Source organism: Paraurantiacibacter namhicola, assembly GCF_001687545.1.
GTDB lineage: Bacteria > Pseudomonadota > Alphaproteobacteria > Sphingomonadales > Sphingomonadaceae > Paraurantiacibacter > Paraurantiacibacter namhicola.
This window is the reverse complement of record NZ_CP016545.1, coordinates 1,686,411-1,705,125: the sequence shown is the minus strand read 5'-3', so window position 1 is coordinate 1,705,125 and position 18,715 is coordinate 1,686,411. Positions and strand designations below refer to the sequence as shown.

The window sequence follows — 18,715 nt, the reverse complement described above, 5'->3', positions numbered from 1 at the left end:
CCAAACAGCTTCGCCAAAGGACGGGAAGCGAAAGTGCGGCGTTGCAACAACGTGAAGATATGGGGAAACCATGGCCAAAGTAATCGGTATCGACCTGGGTACGACCAACAGCTGCGTGGCAGTGATGGATGGGGGCAAGCCCAAGGTCATCGAAAATTCCGAAGGCGCGCGCACCACGCCTTCCATCGTCGCTTTCACCAAGGATGGGGAGCGCCTGATCGGCCAGCCTGCAAAGCGGCAGGCCGTGACCAATCCGGACAACACGCTGTTCGCCATCAAGCGCCTGATCGGCCGCCGGTTCGACGATCCGACCACCAAGAAGGACATGGACCTCGTCCCCTATGACATCGTCAAGGGCAAGAACGGCGATGCCTGGGTCGAAGCGGGCGGCGAGGAATATTCTCCCAGCCAGATTTCCGCCTTCATCCTGCAGAAGATGAAGGAAACGGCCGAGAGCTATCTGGGCGAGAAGGTGGAGCAGGCCGTCATCACGGTGCCTGCCTATTTCAACGACGCCCAGCGCCAGGCCACCAAGGACGCTGGCCAGATCGCCGGCCTGGAAGTGCTGCGCATCATCAACGAGCCGACTGCGGCCGCGCTCGCCTATGGCATGGACAAGGACGAGAACAAGACGATCGCCGTCTATGACCTTGGCGGCGGCACGTTCGACATCTCCATCCTGGAAGTGGGCGACGGCGTGTTCGAGGTGAAGTCCACCAATGGCGACACCTTCCTGGGCGGTGAAGATTTCGACGCAGCGATCGTCGAATGGCTGGCCGACCAGTTCAAGAAGAAGGAAAACATGGACCTGAAGACCGACAAGCTCGCTCTTCAGCGCCTGAAGGAAGCAGCCGAAAAGGCCAAGATCGAGCTGAGCTCTGCCCAGACGACCGAGGTCAACCTGCCCTTCATCACCGCACGCATGGAAGGTGGTTCCTCCACCCCGCTGCACCTGGTGGAAACGATCAGCCGCTCCGACCTCGAAAAGATGGTCGGCGACCTGATCAAGCGCACACTGGAGCCGTGCAAGAAGGCGCTGAGCGATGCCGGCGTTTCCAAGGACGAGATCGACGAAGTGATCATGGTCGGCGGCATGACCCGCATGCCCAAGGTCCGGGAGACGGTTGAGCAGTTCTTCGGCTCCAAGCCGCACACCGGCGTGAACCCGGATGAAGTCGTGGCCATGGGTGCTGCCATCCAGGCCGGCGTCCTGCAGGGCGACGTGAAGGACGTGCTGCTGCTCGATGTGACCCCGCTTTCGCTGGGTATCGAAACGCTGGGCGGTGTCTTCACCCGCATGATCGACCGCAATACGACGATCCCGACCAAGAAGACGCAGACTTACTCGACTGCCGAAGACAACCAGCAGGCCGTGACGATCCGCGTGTTCCAGGGCGAGCGTGAAATGGCGGCTGACAACAAGATGCTCGGCCAGTTCGACCTCGTCGGCATTCCCGCCGCGCCGCGCGGTGTCCCGCAGATCGAGGTGACCTTCGATATCGACGCCAACGGCATCGTGAACGTGTCCGCCAAGGACAAGGGCACGGGCAAGGAACAGCAGATCAAGATCCAGGCCTCTGGTGGCCTTTCGGACAATGACATCGACCAGATGGTCCAGGACGCCGAGAAGTTTGCGGAAGAGGACAAGAAGCGCCGCGCTTCTGCCGAAGCCCGCAACAATGCCGACAGCCTGGTCCACGCGACCGAGAAACAGCTGGAAGAGCATGGCGACAAGATCAGCGCCGACCTGAAGTCCGAAGTGGAAACGGCCCTGGCCGAGACCAAGACGGCGCTGGAAGGCGACGATGTCGACGCTATCACGGCCAAGAGCCAGGCTCTGACGGACGTGGCCATGAAGATGGGTCAGGAAATCTACCAGCAGGAGCAGGCCAATGCGTCTGCCGATGCCGGCGGGGACAGTGCTGGCGAAGCCGGCGGCGACGCTGCCGAAGAGGAAGTGGTCGACGCCGAATTTTCCGAAGTCGACGAAGACAACAAGGGCTGATTGGTCCGATGGAAAGCAAGGCCGCCACCGGTGCGAAACGCGCCGGTGGCGGTCGGCTTTCAGGGACGGGATAGACCATGGCAGCCACCCAAATCGATTTTTACGAAATCCTCGGCGTATCGCGCGATGCAGACGGGGCGACCATCAAGTCCGCCTATCGCAAGCTGGCGATGAAGCACCACCCGGACCGCAATCCCGGCGATGCCGAGGCGGAAAACCAGTTCAAGATCTGCAATGCCGCTTACGAGGTCTTGAAGGACCCGCAAAAGCGTGCAGCCTATGATCGCTATGGCCACGAGGCTTTCACGCAGAACGCGCAGGGCGGCGGCGGCCATCCGGGCGCCGATTTCTCCGACCTTGGCGATATTTTCGAGACGATTTTCGGCGGCGGTTTCGGCGGCGGCGGTGGCCGCAGCAGGCCGCGCCGCGGGGCGGACCTGCGATACGACCTGCAGGTAAACCTCGAAGACGCTTTCCATGGCAAGGACACCGCGATCGAGGTCGAAGTGTCGGTTGCCTGCGATACTTGCAGCGGATCAGGCGCAGAGCCCGGCACCGGCACGCGCACCTGCAATCTGTGTCATGGCCACGGCAAGGTCCGCGCTCAGCAGGGCTTCTTCGTGGTCGAGCGCCCATGCCACAATTGCCACGGCCGAGGCGAAGTCCTGGAAGAGCCGTGCCACGATTGCCGCGGCGAAGGCCGGGTCGACAAGGAGCAACGGCTCGAAGTCACCATCCCGCCGGGCGTCGACAATGGTACGCGTATCCGCTTGTCCGGAAAGGGTGAAGCTGGCCCTGCGGGTGCGCCTCCGGGTGACCTGTATATCTTCGTGCATGTGAAGCCGCACACGGTGTTCCAGCGCGACGGGACCAACCTGTTCACGCGCGTTCCGGTCAGCTTCACGACGGCAGCCTTGGGCGGCTGCGTGGAGATCCCCGGCCTCGATGGCGAGACTGCCAAGATAGACATTCCCGCCGGCATCCAGTCCGGCAAGCAGCTGGCCAAGCGCGGTGCGGGCATGCCCGTGCTGCAAGGGCGCGGACGCGGCGATTTGATCGTGGAAATCGGCGTGGAAACACCGACTCGCCTGTCCGGCAAGCAAAAGGAATTGCTGCGCGAATTCCAAGAAACCGAGACCGGCGACGAGTGCCCCGAAAGCCGCGGCTTCTTCGAACGGCTGAAGGAAGCCTTCAACTAGGCTGGGTCAGAGCGCGTCAACCTCGTCCCGGATGCCGGGGACGAGCGAGGCATCTTCGGTCAGGCGCTCCGTCTCCTCGTCGAGGATGGCGTGGAACAGCCGTTTCCTGAAACCCGCGATCACGCTGTCTGGCAGTGGCTCCGTCGCTGTTGATGCAATCAGGTCGATCATCCGCTCTGCCCCGTGCAGGCGGCCCCACAGGTAATCGTTCTCGCGGTAAGCACGGCTGAAGAACGCGCCGAAATTGTAGAACTCCGTCCCCCGCAAGGTCGCCTCGGTCCCGCCGGAGCGGATGGCATTGGCGTCTTCCGGACTGATGCGGTCGACCTTGATCGGCTCGAATTCCGTCAGGCCTTCGTTCCGCAGCAGCGGCAGGGTCGCGATGTCGTAGAATGGGAAGCCAAGGTAAGCGAGCAGCATGCGGCGGCGCAGCTTCTGCGGCATTTCCGCGAGCAATTTTGCCAGCATCTCGTCCACCTGGTCATCCAGGTCGGGGAGGGCGGCAAGCTGCGCGACATGGTCGAGCGCGGCGGAGGGTTCTTCCATCGCGTGATTTGCCGCCACGCGCATGTCTGCGTCCGACGCAAGCTGGCCTTCCTGCCGAAAATAAAGCGCCAAGGCTTCGAACACGGCGGTGCGCGCCTTTTCCAGGTCGGCGTTCTCGATCTCCGGATCGTATTCCCAGTCCCGCGCCAGCCTGCGCGCCAGCAGCCGCAATCGCCGGATGCGGAAGCCGGTATCGTGGTGCTTGAAGAAGGCGATGGCTTCTTTCGTCGCGCCGCCCTCACCATGTGCCAGCGTGTGCAGGCCGTCGCCGCGAATGGCGGTGTAGAGGCGGTTGGCCAGTGCGCTCTCGTCATGGCCGGTGTCGTTCTCGGCAATATGATGCAGCGTCCGCGCAAGGCGGTCGACGATGGCCGCGAACTTCGACTGGGCGTAGGAATGATAGGCGTAACCCGCCTGTTCCGCTGCCGCCTGCTGCGCCTTGGCGCGCCACTTGCGCAGCCGCGCCGTAGTCGGCCGGTCGAGGAACAGCGTGCGGCCGAACAGGCGCTCCACGCTCGCCTCCACCTCCGGTCGAAGCGCTGCCACCATGTTTGCCAGCCTGCGCGCTTCGCGAGACTGCTCGGCGATATCCTCCAGATTGTCGCGGATCGGCTGCTGGCGCGGAATGCTTGAAATGGAGCCGATGATCGCCTGGAAGAACCCCACTTTCCGCTCGCTCCGGTCCTTCGACAGGTGCCGGTGCGGGGTGGGGTCGATGTAGACAAAACGCCGGTCCACCTCGCGCTGCGCCGGCCGCGAATCCAGCACACCCATCGCCTGCGAGAACGGCGCGTTCACCAGTACCGAGCCGTCCACCAAGGCAACGTGCGGCGTCGTCCCCTCTGCCGCGTGGACGGGCATGATGCGCTGGATAAAGGCATCGCGGCCCGTCCAGGCGATATTGCGCTGCGTGGCGAGCCGGTCGATCTCCGCAATATAGAGCGGCGGGAAGGCGCCGGGGAAACTGGCGGTTGCGCGCGCAGCCATCACCAGCTCCGGCAGAACGGCAAGCTGCCCGCCGGCCTCGCGCGGCGTGCGCGCGGAAAAGCCGATGGTCATGCGATGCTCCGTCTCCTCCACCAGCGGCGGGCTGTTGAGGCGCAGCATGGCGCGGTAGCCATGGAAATCGGTCGTGGTGGTGAACAGATCCAGCGGGTGGCCGGGCGGCAGCAGCGGCTTGCCCGCAGGCGCGGCACGCATGGCCTCAAGCGCCGTGGCCATAAGGTCGGAGAAACGGTCGCCAGAGAAGGGCGGGGCAAACCACCTGCTGCGGATCACCCGAGACAGCTTCCCGCGCACTTCGGCCCGCGTTTCGGGCGCCACGCTCTCCGCCACGCCGCTGCCGGGGCGCGAGAAAACCCATGACACGAGCGGCTGCGCCCAGAACTTGGCCGCCCGGCTCATCGGCGCGGCTTCGGGGTCCAGCAGGTCCTCCACGTCGGCACGTTCCAGCCAGACATCGGTCAGCGGCTCCAGCGACTGGCCGGAGTAGATAGCCTGCGCCAGGAACACCGCGTTGATCCCGCCGGCACTGGCTCCGGACAACACATCGGGCAGGACGCGCAGCCGCGTGCCGCGCGTCTCCATTTCCTGCAACAGGTCCGCGTAAACCGCCTCTACGGCGGCGGGCGCATCCTTGTCCCCGCGGTGCGAGCGGCTGGCGCGTGCCAGCTTCCACAGCTCCTTCGTCACGCCATGCATGTATACGGCCAGGCTGATGCCGCCGTAGCAGACCAGGGCTATGCGAAGTTCCTTGTGGCGCATTGCGGCGACTGTGGCGGGTAACATCGCCTTTGGCAATTGCGTTCCCGATGTGTTCCGGTTATCTCTACCCCATGGCGAAACCCAAGAAGAGATTTGTCTGCCAGGCTTGCGGCAGCGTGTCGCACCGTTGGCAGGGCCAGTGCCCGGACTGCGCGGAATGGAACACGCTGAGCGAGGATGTGCCGGCCACGGTCTTCTCCCAGAAGCATGACCTTTCCAGCGGCGGGCGGCCCATCGAATTCGTGAAGCTGGATGCGCCGTCCGTCCCGCTGGAGCGGCGCAGCACCGGCCTTGCCGAATTCGACCGTGCGCTGGGCGGCGGTCTGGTGCCGGGCAGTGCCATCCTGATGGGCGGTGATCCGGGCATCGGTAAGTCCACGCTGCTGCTGCAGGCGGCGGCAAACCTGGCGCGGGCCGGGCAGGATATCGTCTATGTCAGCGGGGAGGAGGCACCGGGACAGGTGCGGATGCGGGCCAAGCGGCTGGGCCATGCGGACGCGCCCATTCGCCTCGCCAGCGCCACCGGTGTGCGCGACATCCTGACCACGCTGGGCAAGGACGCGCGGCCAGCGCTGCTGATCATCGATTCGATCCAGACCATGCATTCCGACACCATCGAGGGGGCGCCCGGCACGGTCAGTCAGGTGCGCGGCTGCGCGTTCGAGCTGATCCGCTATGCAAAGGAGAACGGCTGCGCACTGGTGCTGGTCGGCCACGTCACCAAGGACGGCAATATCGCCGGGCCGCGCGTGCTGGAGCATATGGTGGACGTAGTGATGAGCTTCGAGGGGGAACGCAGCCACCAGTTCCGCATCCTGCGCAGCCTGAAAAACCGCTTTGGAGCGGTGGACGAGATTGGCGTATTTGCCATGGCGGCAAAGGGGCTGGAAGAAGTCGCCAACCCCTCCAGCCTGTTCCTGACGGGGCGGGACGAGCCGGTCGCCGGCAGCGCGGTCTTCCCTGCGCTGGAGGGCACACGGCCCGTTCTGGTGGAGGTGCAGGCGCTGATCGTAAGGCTGCAATCTGGCGCCACGCCGCGGCGATCGGTCGTGGGCTGGGAAAACAGCCGCCTCGCCATGCTGCTCGCCGTGCTGGAATCGCGCTGCGGGCTGAATTTCTCCACGGCGGAGGTGTATCTCAATGTTTCCGGCGGTTACCGGCTTTCCGACCCCGGCGCGGATCTGGCGGTGGCAGCTGCTCTGGTCTCGGCGCTGGCGGACAAGCCGCTTCCGATGCGCTCGGCATGGTTCGGGGAAGTTTCGCTGGCGGGCGAGGTGCGCCCCGTTTCCCATGGCGGTCTGCGGCTGCGCGAGGCTGCGAAACTGGGCTTCACGCAGGCTTTCGGGCCGGAAGAGGCGGATGACAGGGTCAGCGGGATTGCCTACCAGTCGCTATCCATCCTGCCAAAGCTCGTTGACCGCGTCATGGCAGGGTAATATTCGCGTGCCTACGGGAAGCGAGTTATGACGGGTTTCGATATCATTGTTCTCTTGATCGTCGGCGTGGCGGCGATCGGCGGTTTCATGCGCGGTTTCGTGCAGGAAGTGTTGTCGCTTGCCAGCTGGGTGCTGGCGATCTTCGCGATCCGCTTCCTCCACACGGACCTGACCGCTTTCCTGAACCAGTATGTGGGAACACCGTCGGGCGCGTCCGTGCTCGCCTTCGCATTTCTGCTGCTTATCCCCTATGTCGCGATGAAGCTGATTGCCGGCAAGTTCGGCGAAAGCGCGCGCAATTCCCTGCTTGGCCCGGTCGACCGGGTGCTGGGCTTCGGCTTCGGCGCGCTCAAGGGCTCAATCATCGTGGTGATGGGCTTTTCCGTCCTCGTGCTCGGGTACGATTCGATCTGGGGTTCGGCGGGCCGCCCGACGTGGATGACCACCGCGCGCACCTATCCGGTGGTGAATGCCAGCGCCGATGCCATGGTGCAGCTGATCGCCGAGCGCCGCGCCCGCCTGAGGGACGAAGACGCCGAAACGCCGCAATGAGCGGTGACAGCGCGGCCAGATTGTATTCGACGGAAATCCTGGCGCTTGCCGTCTCGCTGGCGGGTCATCCCTATCGCGAAGATGCTGCGCTTCACGGCAAGGCCCGCTCCCGCACCTGCGGTGGTACACTGGATCTCTCTTTCGATTTGGAAGACGGGCGGATTGCCAAACCCGGCTTGCGGATGTCGGCTTGCGCCATCGGGCAGGCGAGCGCGGCCATATTCCTAAACGCCGCAATCGGCCTCGATACAGCCGGGCTCGAAGCGGGCCGACGGGCTATGACCGACTGGCTAGCGGGCGAGGGGGTGCGGCCCGACTGGCCGGGAATGGCAGCGCTGGAGCCGGCGCGCGATTATCCCTCCCGCCACGGGGCGATCCTGCTTCCGTGGAATGCCGCGCATGATGCCCTTCCATCGCCAGCACCGGCCCGCTAAATCCCCGCACAGGAGCGGGAGGGAATACGAAAATGGATAATGCGGTCACCGGCGAACATCAGCCGAGCCCCAAGGAAATCCGCCTCGTCATCGCGGCGTCGAGCGCAGGCACCATCTTCGAATGGTACGATTTCTTCATCTACGGCACGCTCGCCGGCCTGATCGGCGCGGCTTTCTTCCCCAGCGGCAACGAGACGCTACAATTGCTGCTGGTCTGGGCCGGTTTCGCCATCGGCTTCGGCTTCCGGCCGCTGGGCGCCATCCTGTTCGGATATCTGGGCGACCGGCTGGGCCGCAAATATACCTTCCTCGTCACAGTCACGCTGATGGGCGTCGCGACGGCGGGCGTGGGCATGATCCCCAGCGCAGCCACGATCGGCATCGCGGCTCCCATCATCGTCATCCTGTTCCGCATCCTGCAGGGGCTGGCGCTGGGCGGTGAGTATGGCGGCGCGGCAATCTATGTGGCCGAGCATGCCCCGCCGGAAAAGCGCGGCTTCTACACCAGCTTCATCCAGGCGAGCGTTGCGGGCGGCTTCGTGCTGTCCATTGCGGTCGTGCTGGTATGCCGCGCCCTGATCCCGGCGGACGACTTTGCCGCATGGGGCTGGCGCGTGCCGTTCCTGCTGTCCATCATCCTGCTGGGCATTTCCTTGTGGATGCGCTTGAAGCTGTCGGAAAGCCCTGTCTTCCGCGCCATGAAGGAAGCGGGCGAGACGGCGAAAAATCCGTTCGTGGAAAGCTTCACTTACCCCGGCAACAAGAAGCGCATCTTCATCGCCCTGTTCGGCGTGACCGGCATCCTGACGACGATCTGGTACACCGCCTTCTTCTCGGGCCTCAGCTTCCTGCGCGGGCCGATGCATCTCGATGAATCGCTGGTGGAATACATCATGTTCGGCGCCGGGCTTATCTCTATGGGCTTCTACCTCATCGTCGGCAAATGGTCCGACCGGGTGGGGCGCAAGAAGCCGATCGTGCTGGGCGCGCTTGCCACGCTCGCGCTGCTATTCCCGGTCTTCTGGGCCATGGGCAGCCTGGCCAATCCGGGCCTGGCCGAAGCGGCAAAGGCCAATCCGGTCGTCGTCTCCGGCGCGGATTGCCGCACCGATCCCTTCGCCGACCTGTTCGACCGTGAGCAGACGCCCTGCGGCAAGGTCCTCGAGACCCTGACCGCCAGCGGCGTCGCCTATGACGTTGCGCAGGCAGAGACGCTTTCCGTCAGCGTCGGGGGCACGGACATCGCACTGGACGAGGCGTGGATGGACGATGGCGCGGCCCGCCGCGACGGCCTGCGGGCACAGCTGACAAACTTCGGCTTCGACTTCGAGAAGCAGATTCCGCCAGTTGCCAACATCCTCGGCATCGTGGCGCTGCTGCTGGTGATGGCGGCGCTGTCGGCGCTCACTTACGGCTCTGTCGCTGCCCTGCTGAGCGAGATGTTCCCGCCGCGCATCCGCTATTCCTCCATGTCGATCCCGTACCACATCGGCGCGGGTTACCTCGGTGGTTTTCTGCCGCTGATCTCCGGCATCATCGTTGCGCGTACCGGAGATATCTATTCGGGCCTCTGGTACACGATGGCCGTCGTGGCCTTTGGCGTGATCGTGGCTTGGTGGGGGCTGCCATCCGGCCCCCCGCGCGATTTCGCGGACGAAGTTGGCAGGGATAGTGCCTGACGCACCGCCCTCCAACCTGCGCCTGAAGCTGGATGGCGATGCGCTGGCGCACAACTGGCGGACGCTCGATGCCATGTCGGGCCAAGCGCAGACCGGCGCTGCCGTAAAGGCGGACGCTTATGGCACGGGCGTCAATTTCGCTGTTCCAGTGCTGCACGGGGAAGGGTGCCGGCATTTCTTCGTGGCGCATTGGGGAGAGGCGGCCGGCGTCATGGCGCATGTGCCGGCGGAGCAGGTCTATGTGCTGCACGGTCCGACCAGCGCCGCAGAAGCAGACTATGCGCGGCAGGCAGGCACCATGCCGGTCATCAACAGCGTTCCGCAGGCGAAGCTGTGGGCCGGGGCAGGGGGCGGTCCGTGCGCCCTGATGCTGGACAGCGGCATGAACCGGCTGGGTATTGCCGCAGCAGACGTGTCAGACCCGGTTATTGCCTCGCTGGATGTCCGCGTTTTCATGTCGCACCTGGCATCCGCGGATGAAAATGGCACGCAGAGCGCCGACCAGCGCGAGATTTACGAGCGGACGCTGGGCCATTTTCCCGGTGCCGTGCACAGCCTGGCCAACAGTGCGGGGATCGCGCTGGGCCCGGACTATAACTACGGACTGACGCGTCCCGGCCTGTCGCTCTACGGCGGCATCGCGCGGCCGGAGCACGCGGGCAAGATCCGGCAGGTCGTGCATCCGCAGGCGCAGGTCCTGCAGGTGCGGCACATCGCGGCGGGAGAGCGCGTCGGCTATAATGGCGAGTTCACCGCCTCAACCGCGATGACGGTGGCGACCGTCTGCATCGGTTATGCAGACGGGTTCCTGCGCAGCTGGGCAGGCGCGGGCTATCTGCATCACGCCGGCAAGCGCCTGCAACTTCTCGGCAAGGTGTCGATGGACATGGTGGTGGTCGATATTTCATCCGCGCCGGGCATCACTGCCGGCGACTGGCTGGACGTGCCCTATCACCTGCCGACCGCATCGCGCGTCACCGGCCTGTCGCAGTACGAACTGCTGACACTGCTGGGCAACAGGTTCGATCGCCACAGCGCCTGAGCCTCAATTCAACCTGCCATGTTGCGGTGCACATGCTGCACCTGCTATCGATTCGGCAACGGCAGCGATCGGTTGCCTCAGGAGCGCGCAATGGCCGACAGCAAAACGGACGGCGACACGCCGATCATCATCAAGAAATACGCCAATCGTCGGCTCTACAACACCGACACGTCCAGCTACATCACGCTTGACGACCTGGGGCACATGGTCCGTGAGAACGTGGACTTCCAGGTGGTCGACGCAAAGACGGGCGCGGACATTACCCACGCGATCCTGACCCAGATCATCATGGAAGAAGAAACCAATGGCGAGCAGATGCTGCCCATCGGTTTCCTCCGCCAGCTGATCAGCATGTATGGCAACCAGATGCAGGCCATGATGCCCGGCTACCTCGAAGCCAGCATGGACCATTTCCGCCAGAACCAGATGAAGCTGCAGGAAGCCTTCACCGCCAGCATGGGCGGCGATGCCTTCAAGCAGGTCGCGCAGACGAACATGGCCATGATCAAGGCGGCGACCGGCGCGTTCATGCCGCAGGTCGATGGGGCATCCTCCGAGACAAGCAGCAAGGACGACGACCTGGAAGCGTTGCGCGCGCAGATGGCGGCCATGCAGGAACGCCTGGACAAGATGGGCAAGTAATTAGCCCGCGCCGCACCAGCCCCCGATACTCAAAGACCCGGACCCCTAAGACACATGTCCAACATCCGCCACGCTTTGAACACGAAGCGCTCAGACGACTTTGCCGCCTGGTACCAGGAAGTGATTTCCGCCGCCGACATGGCCGAGGAATCGGGCGTGCGCGGCTGCATGGTCATCAAGCCGTGGGGCTTTGGCATCTGGGAGCGGATCCAGCGTCTGATGGACAACCGCATCAAGGCGGCCGGCGTGGACAATTGCTATTTCCCGATCTTCATCCCGCTCTCAAATTTCGAGCGTGAGGCGGAGCATGTCGAAGGCTTTGCCAAGGAAATGGCCGTGGTCACGCATCACCGCCTGATCGCCGATGGCTACGGCGGCTTGAAGCCCGATCCCGAAGCGAAGCTGGAAGAGCCGCTGGTGGTGCGGCCCACGTCCGAGACGATCATTGGCGATGCCATGGCGCGCTGGGTGCAGAGCTGGCGCGACCTGCCGCTGCTGACCAACCAGTGGGCCAATGTGGTGCGCTGGGAAATGCGCACGCGCATGTTCCTGCGCACCAGCGAATTCCTTTGGCAGGAAGGCCACACGGCGCATGAAAATGCGCAGGACGCGCGCGAGGAAACGCTGCGCGCCATCGAGATGTACCGCGCCTGCGCCGAGGACGAGCTGGCCCTGCCTGTCTTCGTTGGCGAAAAGCCGGAGAACGAGCGTTTCCCCGGTGCCGTCGAGACCTGGTCCATCGAGGCCATGATGCAGGACGGTAAGGCGCTGCAGGCAGGCACCAGCCATTACCTCGGCACCACTTTCAGCGAGGCTGCGGGCATCCGCTTCCAGGACCGTGAAGGTACGCAGCAACTGGCGCACACCGCCAGCTGGGGCGTGTCCACCCGGCTGGTGGGCGGCGTCATCATGACGCATGGCGACGATGACGGCCTGCGCGTCCCGCCAGCCATCGCGCCGTGGCAGGTGGTCATCCTGCCGATGCTGCGCGACAAGCCGGAAGACGAGGCGCTGCTGGACTATTGCGAGACACTGCGCGCCGGGATCGCCGCCCAGTCTGCGCTGGGCGAGCCTGTTCGCGTGCTCCTCGACAAGAAGCCGGGCAAGGCGGCAGCCAAGCGCTGGGACTGGGTGCGCAAGGGCGCGCCAGTCATCATCGAGGTCGGCGGGCGCGACATGGAAAACAGCGTCGTTTCCATGCTGCGGCGCGATGCGCTATGGGGCGAGAACGGCAAGCCGGCCTTCGGCAATCCTCCTGTTGGCGAGGTTCCGGGCAACATCTCCGCCCTGCTGGAAGAGATCCAGTCCGGCATGTTCGAAACAGCCCGCGAACGCCGCGATGCCAATATCCGCCGCGACGTCTCCAGCTTCAACGAGCTTGCCGCCTTCTATGCCTCCGGCGAGAAGTATCCCGGCTGGGCCGAAGTGCTGTGGTCCCGTCCCACGGGAGAGGCGCTGGATGCCGTCGTCGAGAAGCTGAAGGCGCACAAGCTGACCTTCCGCAACGTGCCGCGCGATGCGGCTGTGGCGGATGGCACCTGCATCTTTACCGGCGAGCCTGCGGTGGAGCGCATCTACGTCGCCAAGGCGTACTAGGCGCGCACTAGGCGCGTACTAGGCACCTACTAGCTTGCTTCGCCGCCCGGCAATGCCCACATGAGGGCGCATGAGAAAAAAGAACAACGGCCTGCCGACTAGTGCGCAGGTCCTCGAATTTATCCAGACATCCCCCACACCTGCCGGCAAGAGAGAAATCGCCAAGGCCTTCGGGCTCAAGGGGCAGGAAAAGATTGCCCTGAAAAAGCTGCTGAAGGACATGGCCGAAGAAGGCCTGATCGATGGCAGCAAGTCGGCATTCCACAAGATGGGCGGCGTACCCAAGGTCACCGTCCTTACCGTCGTCGATATCGAAGATGGCGAGGCAATCGCCATCCCGGAGAACTGGTCGCCCGACGACGCCGTGCCTCCGCCGCGTATCCGCCTGATCGAAAAGAAGAAACACGCCGCCCTGCGCAAGGGCGATCGCGTTCTCGCCCGCACGGAAGAGAACGAACGCGGTTGGCGTGCGCATCCGATGAAGAAGCTGCCGCAGCGGCATGACGCCCTGATGGGCGTGGTCGAGATCGACGGGGCCGGGCGCGCCTGGCTGGCGCCGACCGACAAGAAGATCCGCAACAGCTTCCAGATCGGGGACATTGGCGGGGCCGAAGAAGGCCAGCTGGTGATTGCCGAGAGCACCGGGAAGGGCCCGCGGAGCAAGGTGAAGGTCACCGAAGTCCTTGGCGACCCGCTCGCCCCGAAGAGCTTCAGCCTGATCGCCATCCACAAATACGGCATCCCGCATGTCTTCCCGGACAGCGTCATTGCCGAAGCCGAAGTCGCGGCGAAGCTGCCGCTGAGCGAGGAGAAGCGCGAGGACCTGCGCCACGTGCCCATCCTCGCCATCGATCCGGCCGATGCGCGCGACCACGATGATGCCATCTGGGCGCAGCCGGACGGCGAGGGCGGCTTCGACGCGATGATCGCCATCGCCGATGTCAGTTTCTACGTCCGCCCCGGCGGTGAAGTGGACCGCGAGGCACGCAAGCGCGGCAATTCCGTCTACTTTCCCGACCGCGTTGTCCCGATGCTTCCCGAAGTGCTCAGCACCGACGTCTGCTCCCTGAAATCGGGTGAAGACCGCGCCGCAATGGTTTGTAAGGTCAAGATAAATGCCAAGGGCGTCATGACGTCATGGCGCTTCACCCGGGCCATCGTCCGCATTGACGAGGTCATCGCATACGAAGATGCGCAGGCGCGCGTCGATGGTGATGGCGAGGAGACCAACCTGCGCGGCCTCTGGGCATGCTGGGAAGCGCTGGCCAAGGCCCGCGCCGACCGCGATCCGCTCGACCTGGACCTGCCGGAACGCCGCGTCATGCTGGACGATGAGGGCAAGATTACCGAAATCGCCGTCAAGGAGCGGCTCGACGCGCACCGCGTGGTCGAGGATTTCATGATCACCGCCAATGTCGCAGCGGCCAAGGCGCTGGAAAGCAAGACCAGCCCGGTCGTCTACCGCGTCCACGAGACACCATCGCGCGAAAAGCTACTGGCGATGCGCGATTATTTCGATTCCATCGGCAAGAAGTTCGCGCTCGGCCAGGTCATCACGCCCGGCCTATTCAACCGCATGATCAAGGATATCGGCGACCCGGCGGAGAAGGCGCTGGTGATGGAGGCCGTGCTGCGCAGCCAGACGCAGGCCTATTACGGGCCGGCCAATGCGGGCCATTTCGGGCTGGCGCTGGGCAGTTACGCCCACTTCACCAGCCCCATCCGCCGCTATGCCGACCTGCTCGTTCACCGCGCGCTGGTCGATGCCTTTGGGCTGGAGCAGCCAAAGCCGAAGGGCAAAATCCCGCCCGCAAGCGGCCTGAGCGACAAGGATCGCACGGATCTGGGCACGATCACCGACGCCATCAGCAAGACCGAGCGCCGCGCCATGGAGGCCGAGCGCGATACGGTCGACCGCTATGTCGCCGCATGGCTGTCCGGCCGCGTGGGCCAGACATTCGAGACGCGCATCACCGGCGTGCAAAGCTTCGGCTTCTTCGCCACCATCGTGGGGCTGGGCGGCGACGGTCTCGTCCCGGTCAGCACGCTGGGCAGCGACTATTTCCGCTATGACGAAGCGGCACGCGCGCTGGAGGGCGAGCGGACCGGACAGCGCTACGCCACCGGCGATACGCTGGAGCTGAAGCTGGCCGAGGCCAACCCCATCACCGGTGCACTGAAGTTCGAAGTGCCCGATGGCGACGGGAAGCCTATCGAACGGCGCGGCGAAAAGCCGAGGCCGCGCGGCCGCCAGCAGGGCAGCGGTGACAGGCGCGGCAAGCGCGGGCCGAATAGCGGACCGAGCAAGGGACCCGGCGGCGGCAAGGGCGCAAAGAAGGGCAAGGGTGCCCCGCGCCAGTCGCACGACCAGAATGCCCGCGGCCGCCCCAAGAACATCCGCCACCAGGGCCGCGGCAAGAAGAAGTAACGGAACGCAGACGCAGGGCCACTCATTGACCGGGAAAGGAGACACACATGCTCATTCCCGGCCACAAAGCCCCCGAACTCGAACTGCCGCTGACCATCCAGGCCACCTTCAAGCTGGCCGACCAGACGCCCAAAAACTTCACCATGCTGGTGTTCTATCGCGGCAAGCATTGCCCGATCTGCCGCAAGTACCTGACCGAAATCGGCCAGAAACTGGAGCAGATTACCCGGCGCGGCATCAATGTGTTCGCCGTGTCCATGGACAGCCAGGAACGGGCCATGGTCTCCCATGAGGAATGGGATACGCATGACCTGCCGCTGGCCCACTCCATGACCGAGGAAAAGGCCCGCGCATGGGGCCTCTACCTTTCCGACAAGCGCGACGGCAGCGACGAGCCGGACGTCTTCAGCGAACCGGGCCTGTTCCTGGTCCGCCCGGACGGAACGATCTTCATGGCGCAGATGCAGAGCGCACCCTTCACCCGGCCGCCGATCGACCAACTGCTCGATAATCTCGATTTCGTGTTGGAGAATGGCTACCCGGCGCGCGGCACACGCACCTGAGGCGCGCCTGCTGCCTTAGCTGAGCGCGTCGAGCCGGTCCGGGTCCATGCCGCCCGGCACCACGATCATGGGGCAGGGCAGGCTGCCGGGGCTGGCAGAGAAGTGCGTCACGAGCGGCCCCGGATTGCCTTCCTTCGCAGCGCCCAGCACCAGCGCGCTGACTTCAGGGTGGTCCTTCAGGTAAGCGGTCACCTCGGTCTTCGCATCGCCTACGCGCACGCCGATCTTCGGCATGCGGCCGGCGTCGCTCAACACCGATCCTGCGGCGCCATTGGCCAGCACCTCGGCGCGGTCGCGGGCCTCCTGCTCGATGGTCGCCTGCACGCCGCCGAATGCGTTGAAAGCCTGCTTCGGCACCAGGGCGAGCAGTTGCACGCCGCCGCCCGTGGCCGCTGCTCGCCGGGCAGCAAATCGCAGCGCCAGCGCAGCTTCCTCGGTCTCGTCCACGATGACGAGGTATGTCCGCATACGTTTTCTCCCCTCAAGCCCAATATCCTTTGTTACGGCCCGCGGCGCAAGAACCTTGCGGGCAGGCAGCCTTTCCGGCAGGGATTGCGCCGCAAGAACAGCCGGAACAACGGGGAAATATCCGACCCATGCCGATCGCCATCAAGATGCCCGCCCTTTCACCCACCATGGAGGAAGGCACGCTTTCCAAATGGCTTGTGAGCGTGGGGGACACGATTTCCGCCGGTGACATCATGGCCGAGATCGAGACCGACAAGGCCACGATGGAATTCGAAGCGGTGGACGAGGGCACCCTGGCCCACATCGCCGTGGAAGAAGGCACCGAAGGCGTCGCCGTCGGCACGATCATCGCGACGCTGGCGGAAGAAGGCGAGGATGTGGCTAATGTCCAGCCTGCTGGCGCAGCAGAGAGCCCGGCTCCTGCTGTCTCCGAAGAGAAGGACACCGCACCGGCCGCAGCGCCCGCGCCCACCCCAACACCGTCACCAGCCCCGGCGCCCGCTGCTCCCGCAGCCTCCGGCGACCGCATCATCGCTTCCCCGCTGGCGAAGCGGATTGCGGCGGACAAGGGCCTGGACCTGTCGACTATCAAGGGCTCCGGCCCGCGCGGCCGCATCGTGAAGGCCGACGTGGAAGGCGCGCAGCCCGGCGCAGCGTCTGCACCCGCCGCCTCTGCGGTGGAGAAGGAACTGGCCCCCTCCGTGCCGCCCAAGGCCGCCGAGGCCCAGGACTTCGGCATCCCGCACGACGTCGAGAAGCTTTCTGGCATGCGCAAGACGATTGCGCGCCGCCTGACCGAGAGCAAGCAGCAGGTGCCGCATATCTACCTGACGGTGGATTGCCGCCTCGATGCGCTGCTGAAGCTGCGCGGGGAACTCAACGCCGCGCTGGAGCCGCAGGGCATCAAGCTGTCCGTCAACGACATGCTGATCAAGGCGCTGGCCAAGTCGCTGGAGCAGGTCCCAGCCTGCAATGTGCAGTTCGCAGGCGACCAGATGCTGAAGTTCAGCCGCGCGGATATTTCCGTGGCGGTCAGCATTCCCAATGGCCTCATCACCCCCATCGTCACCGATGCGGGCAGCAAGGCGATGAGCAAGATCAGCGCGGAGATGAAGGACCTCGCCGCCCGCGCGAAGGACGGCAAGCTGGCTCCGGAAGAATACCAGGGTGGCACGGCCAGCCTGTCCAACATGGGCATGTTCGGCATCAAGCAGTTCGAAGCCGTCATCAACCCGCCGCAGGGCATGATCATGGCCGTGGGCGCGGGCGAGAAGCGCCCCTATGTCATCGACGACAGCCTGCAGATCGCCAGCGTGATGTCCGCCACCGGCAGCTTCGACCACCGCGCCATCGACGGTGCGGACGGCGCGCAGCTGATGAAAGCCTTCCGCGAACTGGTGGAGGCACCGCTGGGGCTGGTGGCGTAAGGTCACCGACATGCCTGACAGCAACCCCGCCATCCGCGTCACCGCCATGCCTGCCGACGCAAATGCGTATGGCGACATTTTCGGTGGCTGGCTGATGAGCCTGATGGATTCCGGCGCGGGCCTGGTCGCCGCGCGGCGGGCGAAGGGCAGGGCGGTCACCGTCGCGATGGACGGGGTGGAGTTCCACAAGCCCGTGAAGGTCGGCGACGAAGTGTCTGTTTATGCAGCAATCGAGAAGGTCGGGCGCACCAGCATGGTGATCCACACCGACGCCTATCGCCGGGAACGGCATTCGGAGGACGAGCAGCTCGTCACCTCTGCCAAGTTCACCTTCGTGGCGGTGGGCGATGACAACGCACCGCGCCCGGTGGATGGAGGATGACGATGCGCTTGCTGCCGATCCTGTTCCTGGTCTCTACCGCTGCGCTCGCCGCCTGCCAGGAGGCCGAGACCCCGACCAAGCCGATTTCCGTCGAATCCGCCATTCCGGTCGATCCGGCTTCCGCTTCGCCCGTCGAGGGTCAGCGCACGCTGGCCACCGGGCCAACGCGCCCGGTGCGTGTGGGTCAGGATGGGCCGGACATGGATGCATGCGGGAGCTATGCCGAAGTCGCCGAGCGGCCGACTGGCGAACAAAACTTCGCCATGGTGCTGGCGGCGCCGCAGGAGGGCGCAACGCCGCTGGAACGCCTCTCGGCCGGCCTCGGCGTCAGCGTGTGCGAGCAGGAGGGCGACTATGTCGGCGTCGTCTACAGCCGGGAAACCGATCTTGGCAGTTGCCGCGTCGGTTCGCCGGTGGCCGAAGAACAGGATTATGCCGGACCGTGCCGCTCTGGCTGGATCGAAGCCAAGTACCTGCGGATGATGGCCGGATGACACGCAAAGCGCTTTCCTACGCGACACGGTCGGAGGCAATCGGGCGGCATGACCCCGC

The 18,715-nt window shown here is 64.8% G+C and carries 16 protein-coding genes; 14 read left to right on the top strand and 2 right to left on the bottom strand.

Going from position 1 to position 18,715, the window contains the following annotated elements; all coding sequences use genetic code 11:
* Positions 1-70 precede the first annotated feature (70 nt).
* Positions 71-2,005, top strand: coding sequence for a molecular chaperone DnaK (gene dnaK / locus A6F65_RS08335; RefSeq protein ID WP_067787696.1), 1,935 nt, complete (start codon positions 71-73; stop codon positions 2,003-2,005).
* Between the two features lie 77 nt (positions 2,006-2,082).
* Complete coding sequence (gene dnaJ / locus A6F65_RS08330; protein ID WP_067787695.1) at positions 2,083-3,204, top strand: molecular chaperone DnaJ; 1,122 nt, start codon at positions 2,083-2,085, stop codon at positions 3,202-3,204.
* A gap of 6 nt (positions 3,205-3,210) precedes the next feature.
* Here the strand turns inward: dnaJ and A6F65_RS08325 are convergent, their stop codons facing one another.
* Positions 3,211-5,514 (bottom strand): patatin-like protein, encoded by a 2,304-nt coding sequence (locus A6F65_RS08325; protein ID WP_067787693.1) that lies wholly within the window; start codon positions 5,512-5,514, stop codon positions 3,211-3,213.
* A 71-nt stretch (positions 5,515-5,585) separates the two neighbouring features.
* Between A6F65_RS08325 and radA the strand changes: the two genes are divergently transcribed.
* The 9 genes from radA to A6F65_RS08280 all read left to right on the top strand — a co-directional run bounded on the left by radA (position 5,586) and on the right by A6F65_RS08280 (position 15,886).
* Entirely contained in the window at positions 5,586-6,950 is a 1,365-nt protein-coding gene (gene radA / locus A6F65_RS08320) for a DNA repair protein RadA (protein ID WP_067787691.1), read from the top strand.
* 27 nt (positions 6,951-6,977) lie between these two features.
* Entirely contained in the window at positions 6,978-7,502 is a 525-nt protein-coding gene (locus A6F65_RS08315; protein ID WP_067787688.1) for a CvpA family protein, read from the top strand.
* Complete coding sequence (locus tag A6F65_RS08310; protein ID WP_067787687.1) at positions 7,499-7,936, top strand: iron-sulfur cluster assembly scaffold protein; 438 nt, start codon at positions 7,499-7,501, stop codon at positions 7,934-7,936. The genes A6F65_RS08315 and A6F65_RS08310 overlap by 4 nt, the downstream gene beginning before the upstream one ends.
* 32 nt (positions 7,937-7,968) lie before the next feature.
* Positions 7,969-9,615, top strand: a complete 1,647-nt coding sequence (locus A6F65_RS08305; RefSeq protein WP_067787686.1) for an MFS transporter — start codon at positions 7,969-7,971, stop codon at positions 9,613-9,615.
* Entirely contained in the window at positions 9,608-10,657 is a 1,050-nt protein-coding gene (locus A6F65_RS08300) for an alanine racemase (RefSeq protein ID WP_335645317.1), read from the top strand. Before A6F65_RS08305 ends, A6F65_RS08300 begins: the two co-directional genes overlap by 8 nt.
* Positions 10,658-10,747: 90 nt before the next feature.
* Positions 10,748-11,299: a polyhydroxyalkanoate synthesis repressor PhaR gene (gene phaR / locus A6F65_RS08295; protein ID WP_067787685.1), complete on the top strand. Its 552-nt coding sequence runs from the start codon at positions 10,748-10,750 to the stop codon at positions 11,297-11,299.
* Positions 11,300-11,353: 54 nt separating this feature from the next.
* Positions 11,354-12,895 (top strand): aminoacyl--tRNA ligase-related protein, encoded by a 1,542-nt coding sequence (locus A6F65_RS08290; RefSeq protein ID WP_067787684.1) that lies wholly within the window; start codon positions 11,354-11,356, stop codon positions 12,893-12,895.
* A gap of 70 nt (positions 12,896-12,965) precedes the next feature.
* A complete protein-coding gene (gene rnr / locus A6F65_RS08285; protein ID WP_067787683.1) occupies positions 12,966-15,323 on the top strand; it encodes a ribonuclease R in 2,358 nt (785 codons plus the stop codon).
* Between the two features lie 47 nt (positions 15,324-15,370).
* Positions 15,371-15,886 (top strand): peroxiredoxin family protein, encoded by a 516-nt coding sequence (locus A6F65_RS08280; RefSeq protein WP_067787680.1) that lies wholly within the window; start codon positions 15,371-15,373, stop codon positions 15,884-15,886.
* Positions 15,887-15,901: 15 nt separating this feature from the next.
* On the opposite strand, the gene A6F65_RS08275 is transcribed toward A6F65_RS08280, so the two are convergent.
* A complete protein-coding gene (locus A6F65_RS08275; protein ID WP_067787678.1) occupies positions 15,902-16,354 on the bottom strand; it encodes a universal stress protein in 453 nt (150 codons plus the stop codon).
* A gap of 128 nt (positions 16,355-16,482) precedes the next feature.
* On the opposite strand from A6F65_RS08275, the gene A6F65_RS08270 reads away from it, so the two are divergent.
* The 3 genes from A6F65_RS08270 to A6F65_RS08260 are packed head-to-tail and all read left to right on the top strand — an operon-like array spanning position 16,483 to position 18,657.
* Positions 16,483-17,781 (top strand): pyruvate dehydrogenase complex dihydrolipoamide acetyltransferase, encoded by a 1,299-nt coding sequence (locus A6F65_RS08270; RefSeq protein ID WP_067787676.1) that lies wholly within the window; start codon positions 16,483-16,485, stop codon positions 17,779-17,781.
* Between the two features lie 10 nt (positions 17,782-17,791).
* Complete coding sequence (locus A6F65_RS08265) at positions 17,792-18,163, top strand: acyl-CoA thioesterase (RefSeq protein ID WP_067787673.1); 372 nt, start codon at positions 17,792-17,794, stop codon at positions 18,161-18,163.
* Entirely contained in the window at positions 18,160-18,657 is a 498-nt protein-coding gene (locus A6F65_RS08260; protein ID WP_067787672.1) for a hypothetical protein, read from the top strand. The genes A6F65_RS08265 and A6F65_RS08260 overlap by 4 nt, the downstream gene beginning before the upstream one ends.
* Positions 18,658-18,715 lie beyond the last annotated feature (58 nt).

Coding starts and splice junctions, on each gene's coding strand:
- A6F65_RS08305 (WP_067787686.1), top strand. CDS start 7,969: ATGGATAATGCGGTCACCGGCGAACATCAGCCGAGCCCCAAGGAAATC.
- A6F65_RS08275 (WP_067787678.1), bottom strand. CDS start 16,354: ATGCGGACATACCTCGTCATCGTGGACGAGACCGAGGAAGCTGCGCTG.
- radA (WP_067787691.1), top strand. CDS start 5,586: ATGGCGAAACCCAAGAAGAGATTTGTCTGCCAGGCTTGCGGCAGCGTG.
- A6F65_RS08315 (WP_067787688.1), top strand. CDS start 6,978: ATGACGGGTTTCGATATCATTGTTCTCTTGATCGTCGGCGTGGCGGCG.
- A6F65_RS08280 (WP_067787680.1), top strand. CDS start 15,371: ATGCTCATTCCCGGCCACAAAGCCCCCGAACTCGAACTGCCGCTGACC.
- dnaJ (WP_067787695.1), top strand. CDS start 2,083: ATGGCAGCCACCCAAATCGATTTTTACGAAATCCTCGGCGTATCGCGC.
- phaR (WP_067787685.1), top strand. CDS start 10,748: ATGGCCGACAGCAAAACGGACGGCGACACGCCGATCATCATCAAGAAA.
- A6F65_RS08325 (WP_067787693.1), bottom strand. CDS start 5,514: ATGCGCCACAAGGAACTTCGCATAGCCCTGGTCTGCTACGGCGGCATC.
- A6F65_RS08270 (WP_067787676.1), top strand. CDS start 16,483: ATGCCGATCGCCATCAAGATGCCCGCCCTTTCACCCACCATGGAGGAA.
- dnaK (WP_067787696.1), top strand. CDS start 71: ATGGCCAAAGTAATCGGTATCGACCTGGGTACGACCAACAGCTGCGTG.
- rnr (WP_067787683.1), top strand. CDS start 12,966: ATGAGAAAAAAGAACAACGGCCTGCCGACTAGTGCGCAGGTCCTCGAA.
- A6F65_RS08265 (WP_067787673.1), top strand. CDS start 17,792: ATGCCTGACAGCAACCCCGCCATCCGCGTCACCGCCATGCCTGCCGAC.
- A6F65_RS08290 (WP_067787684.1), top strand. CDS start 11,354: ATGTCCAACATCCGCCACGCTTTGAACACGAAGCGCTCAGACGACTTT.
- A6F65_RS08260 (WP_067787672.1), top strand. CDS start 18,160: ATGACGATGCGCTTGCTGCCGATCCTGTTCCTGGTCTCTACCGCTGCG.
- A6F65_RS08310 (WP_067787687.1), top strand. CDS start 7,499: ATGAGCGGTGACAGCGCGGCCAGATTGTATTCGACGGAAATCCTGGCG.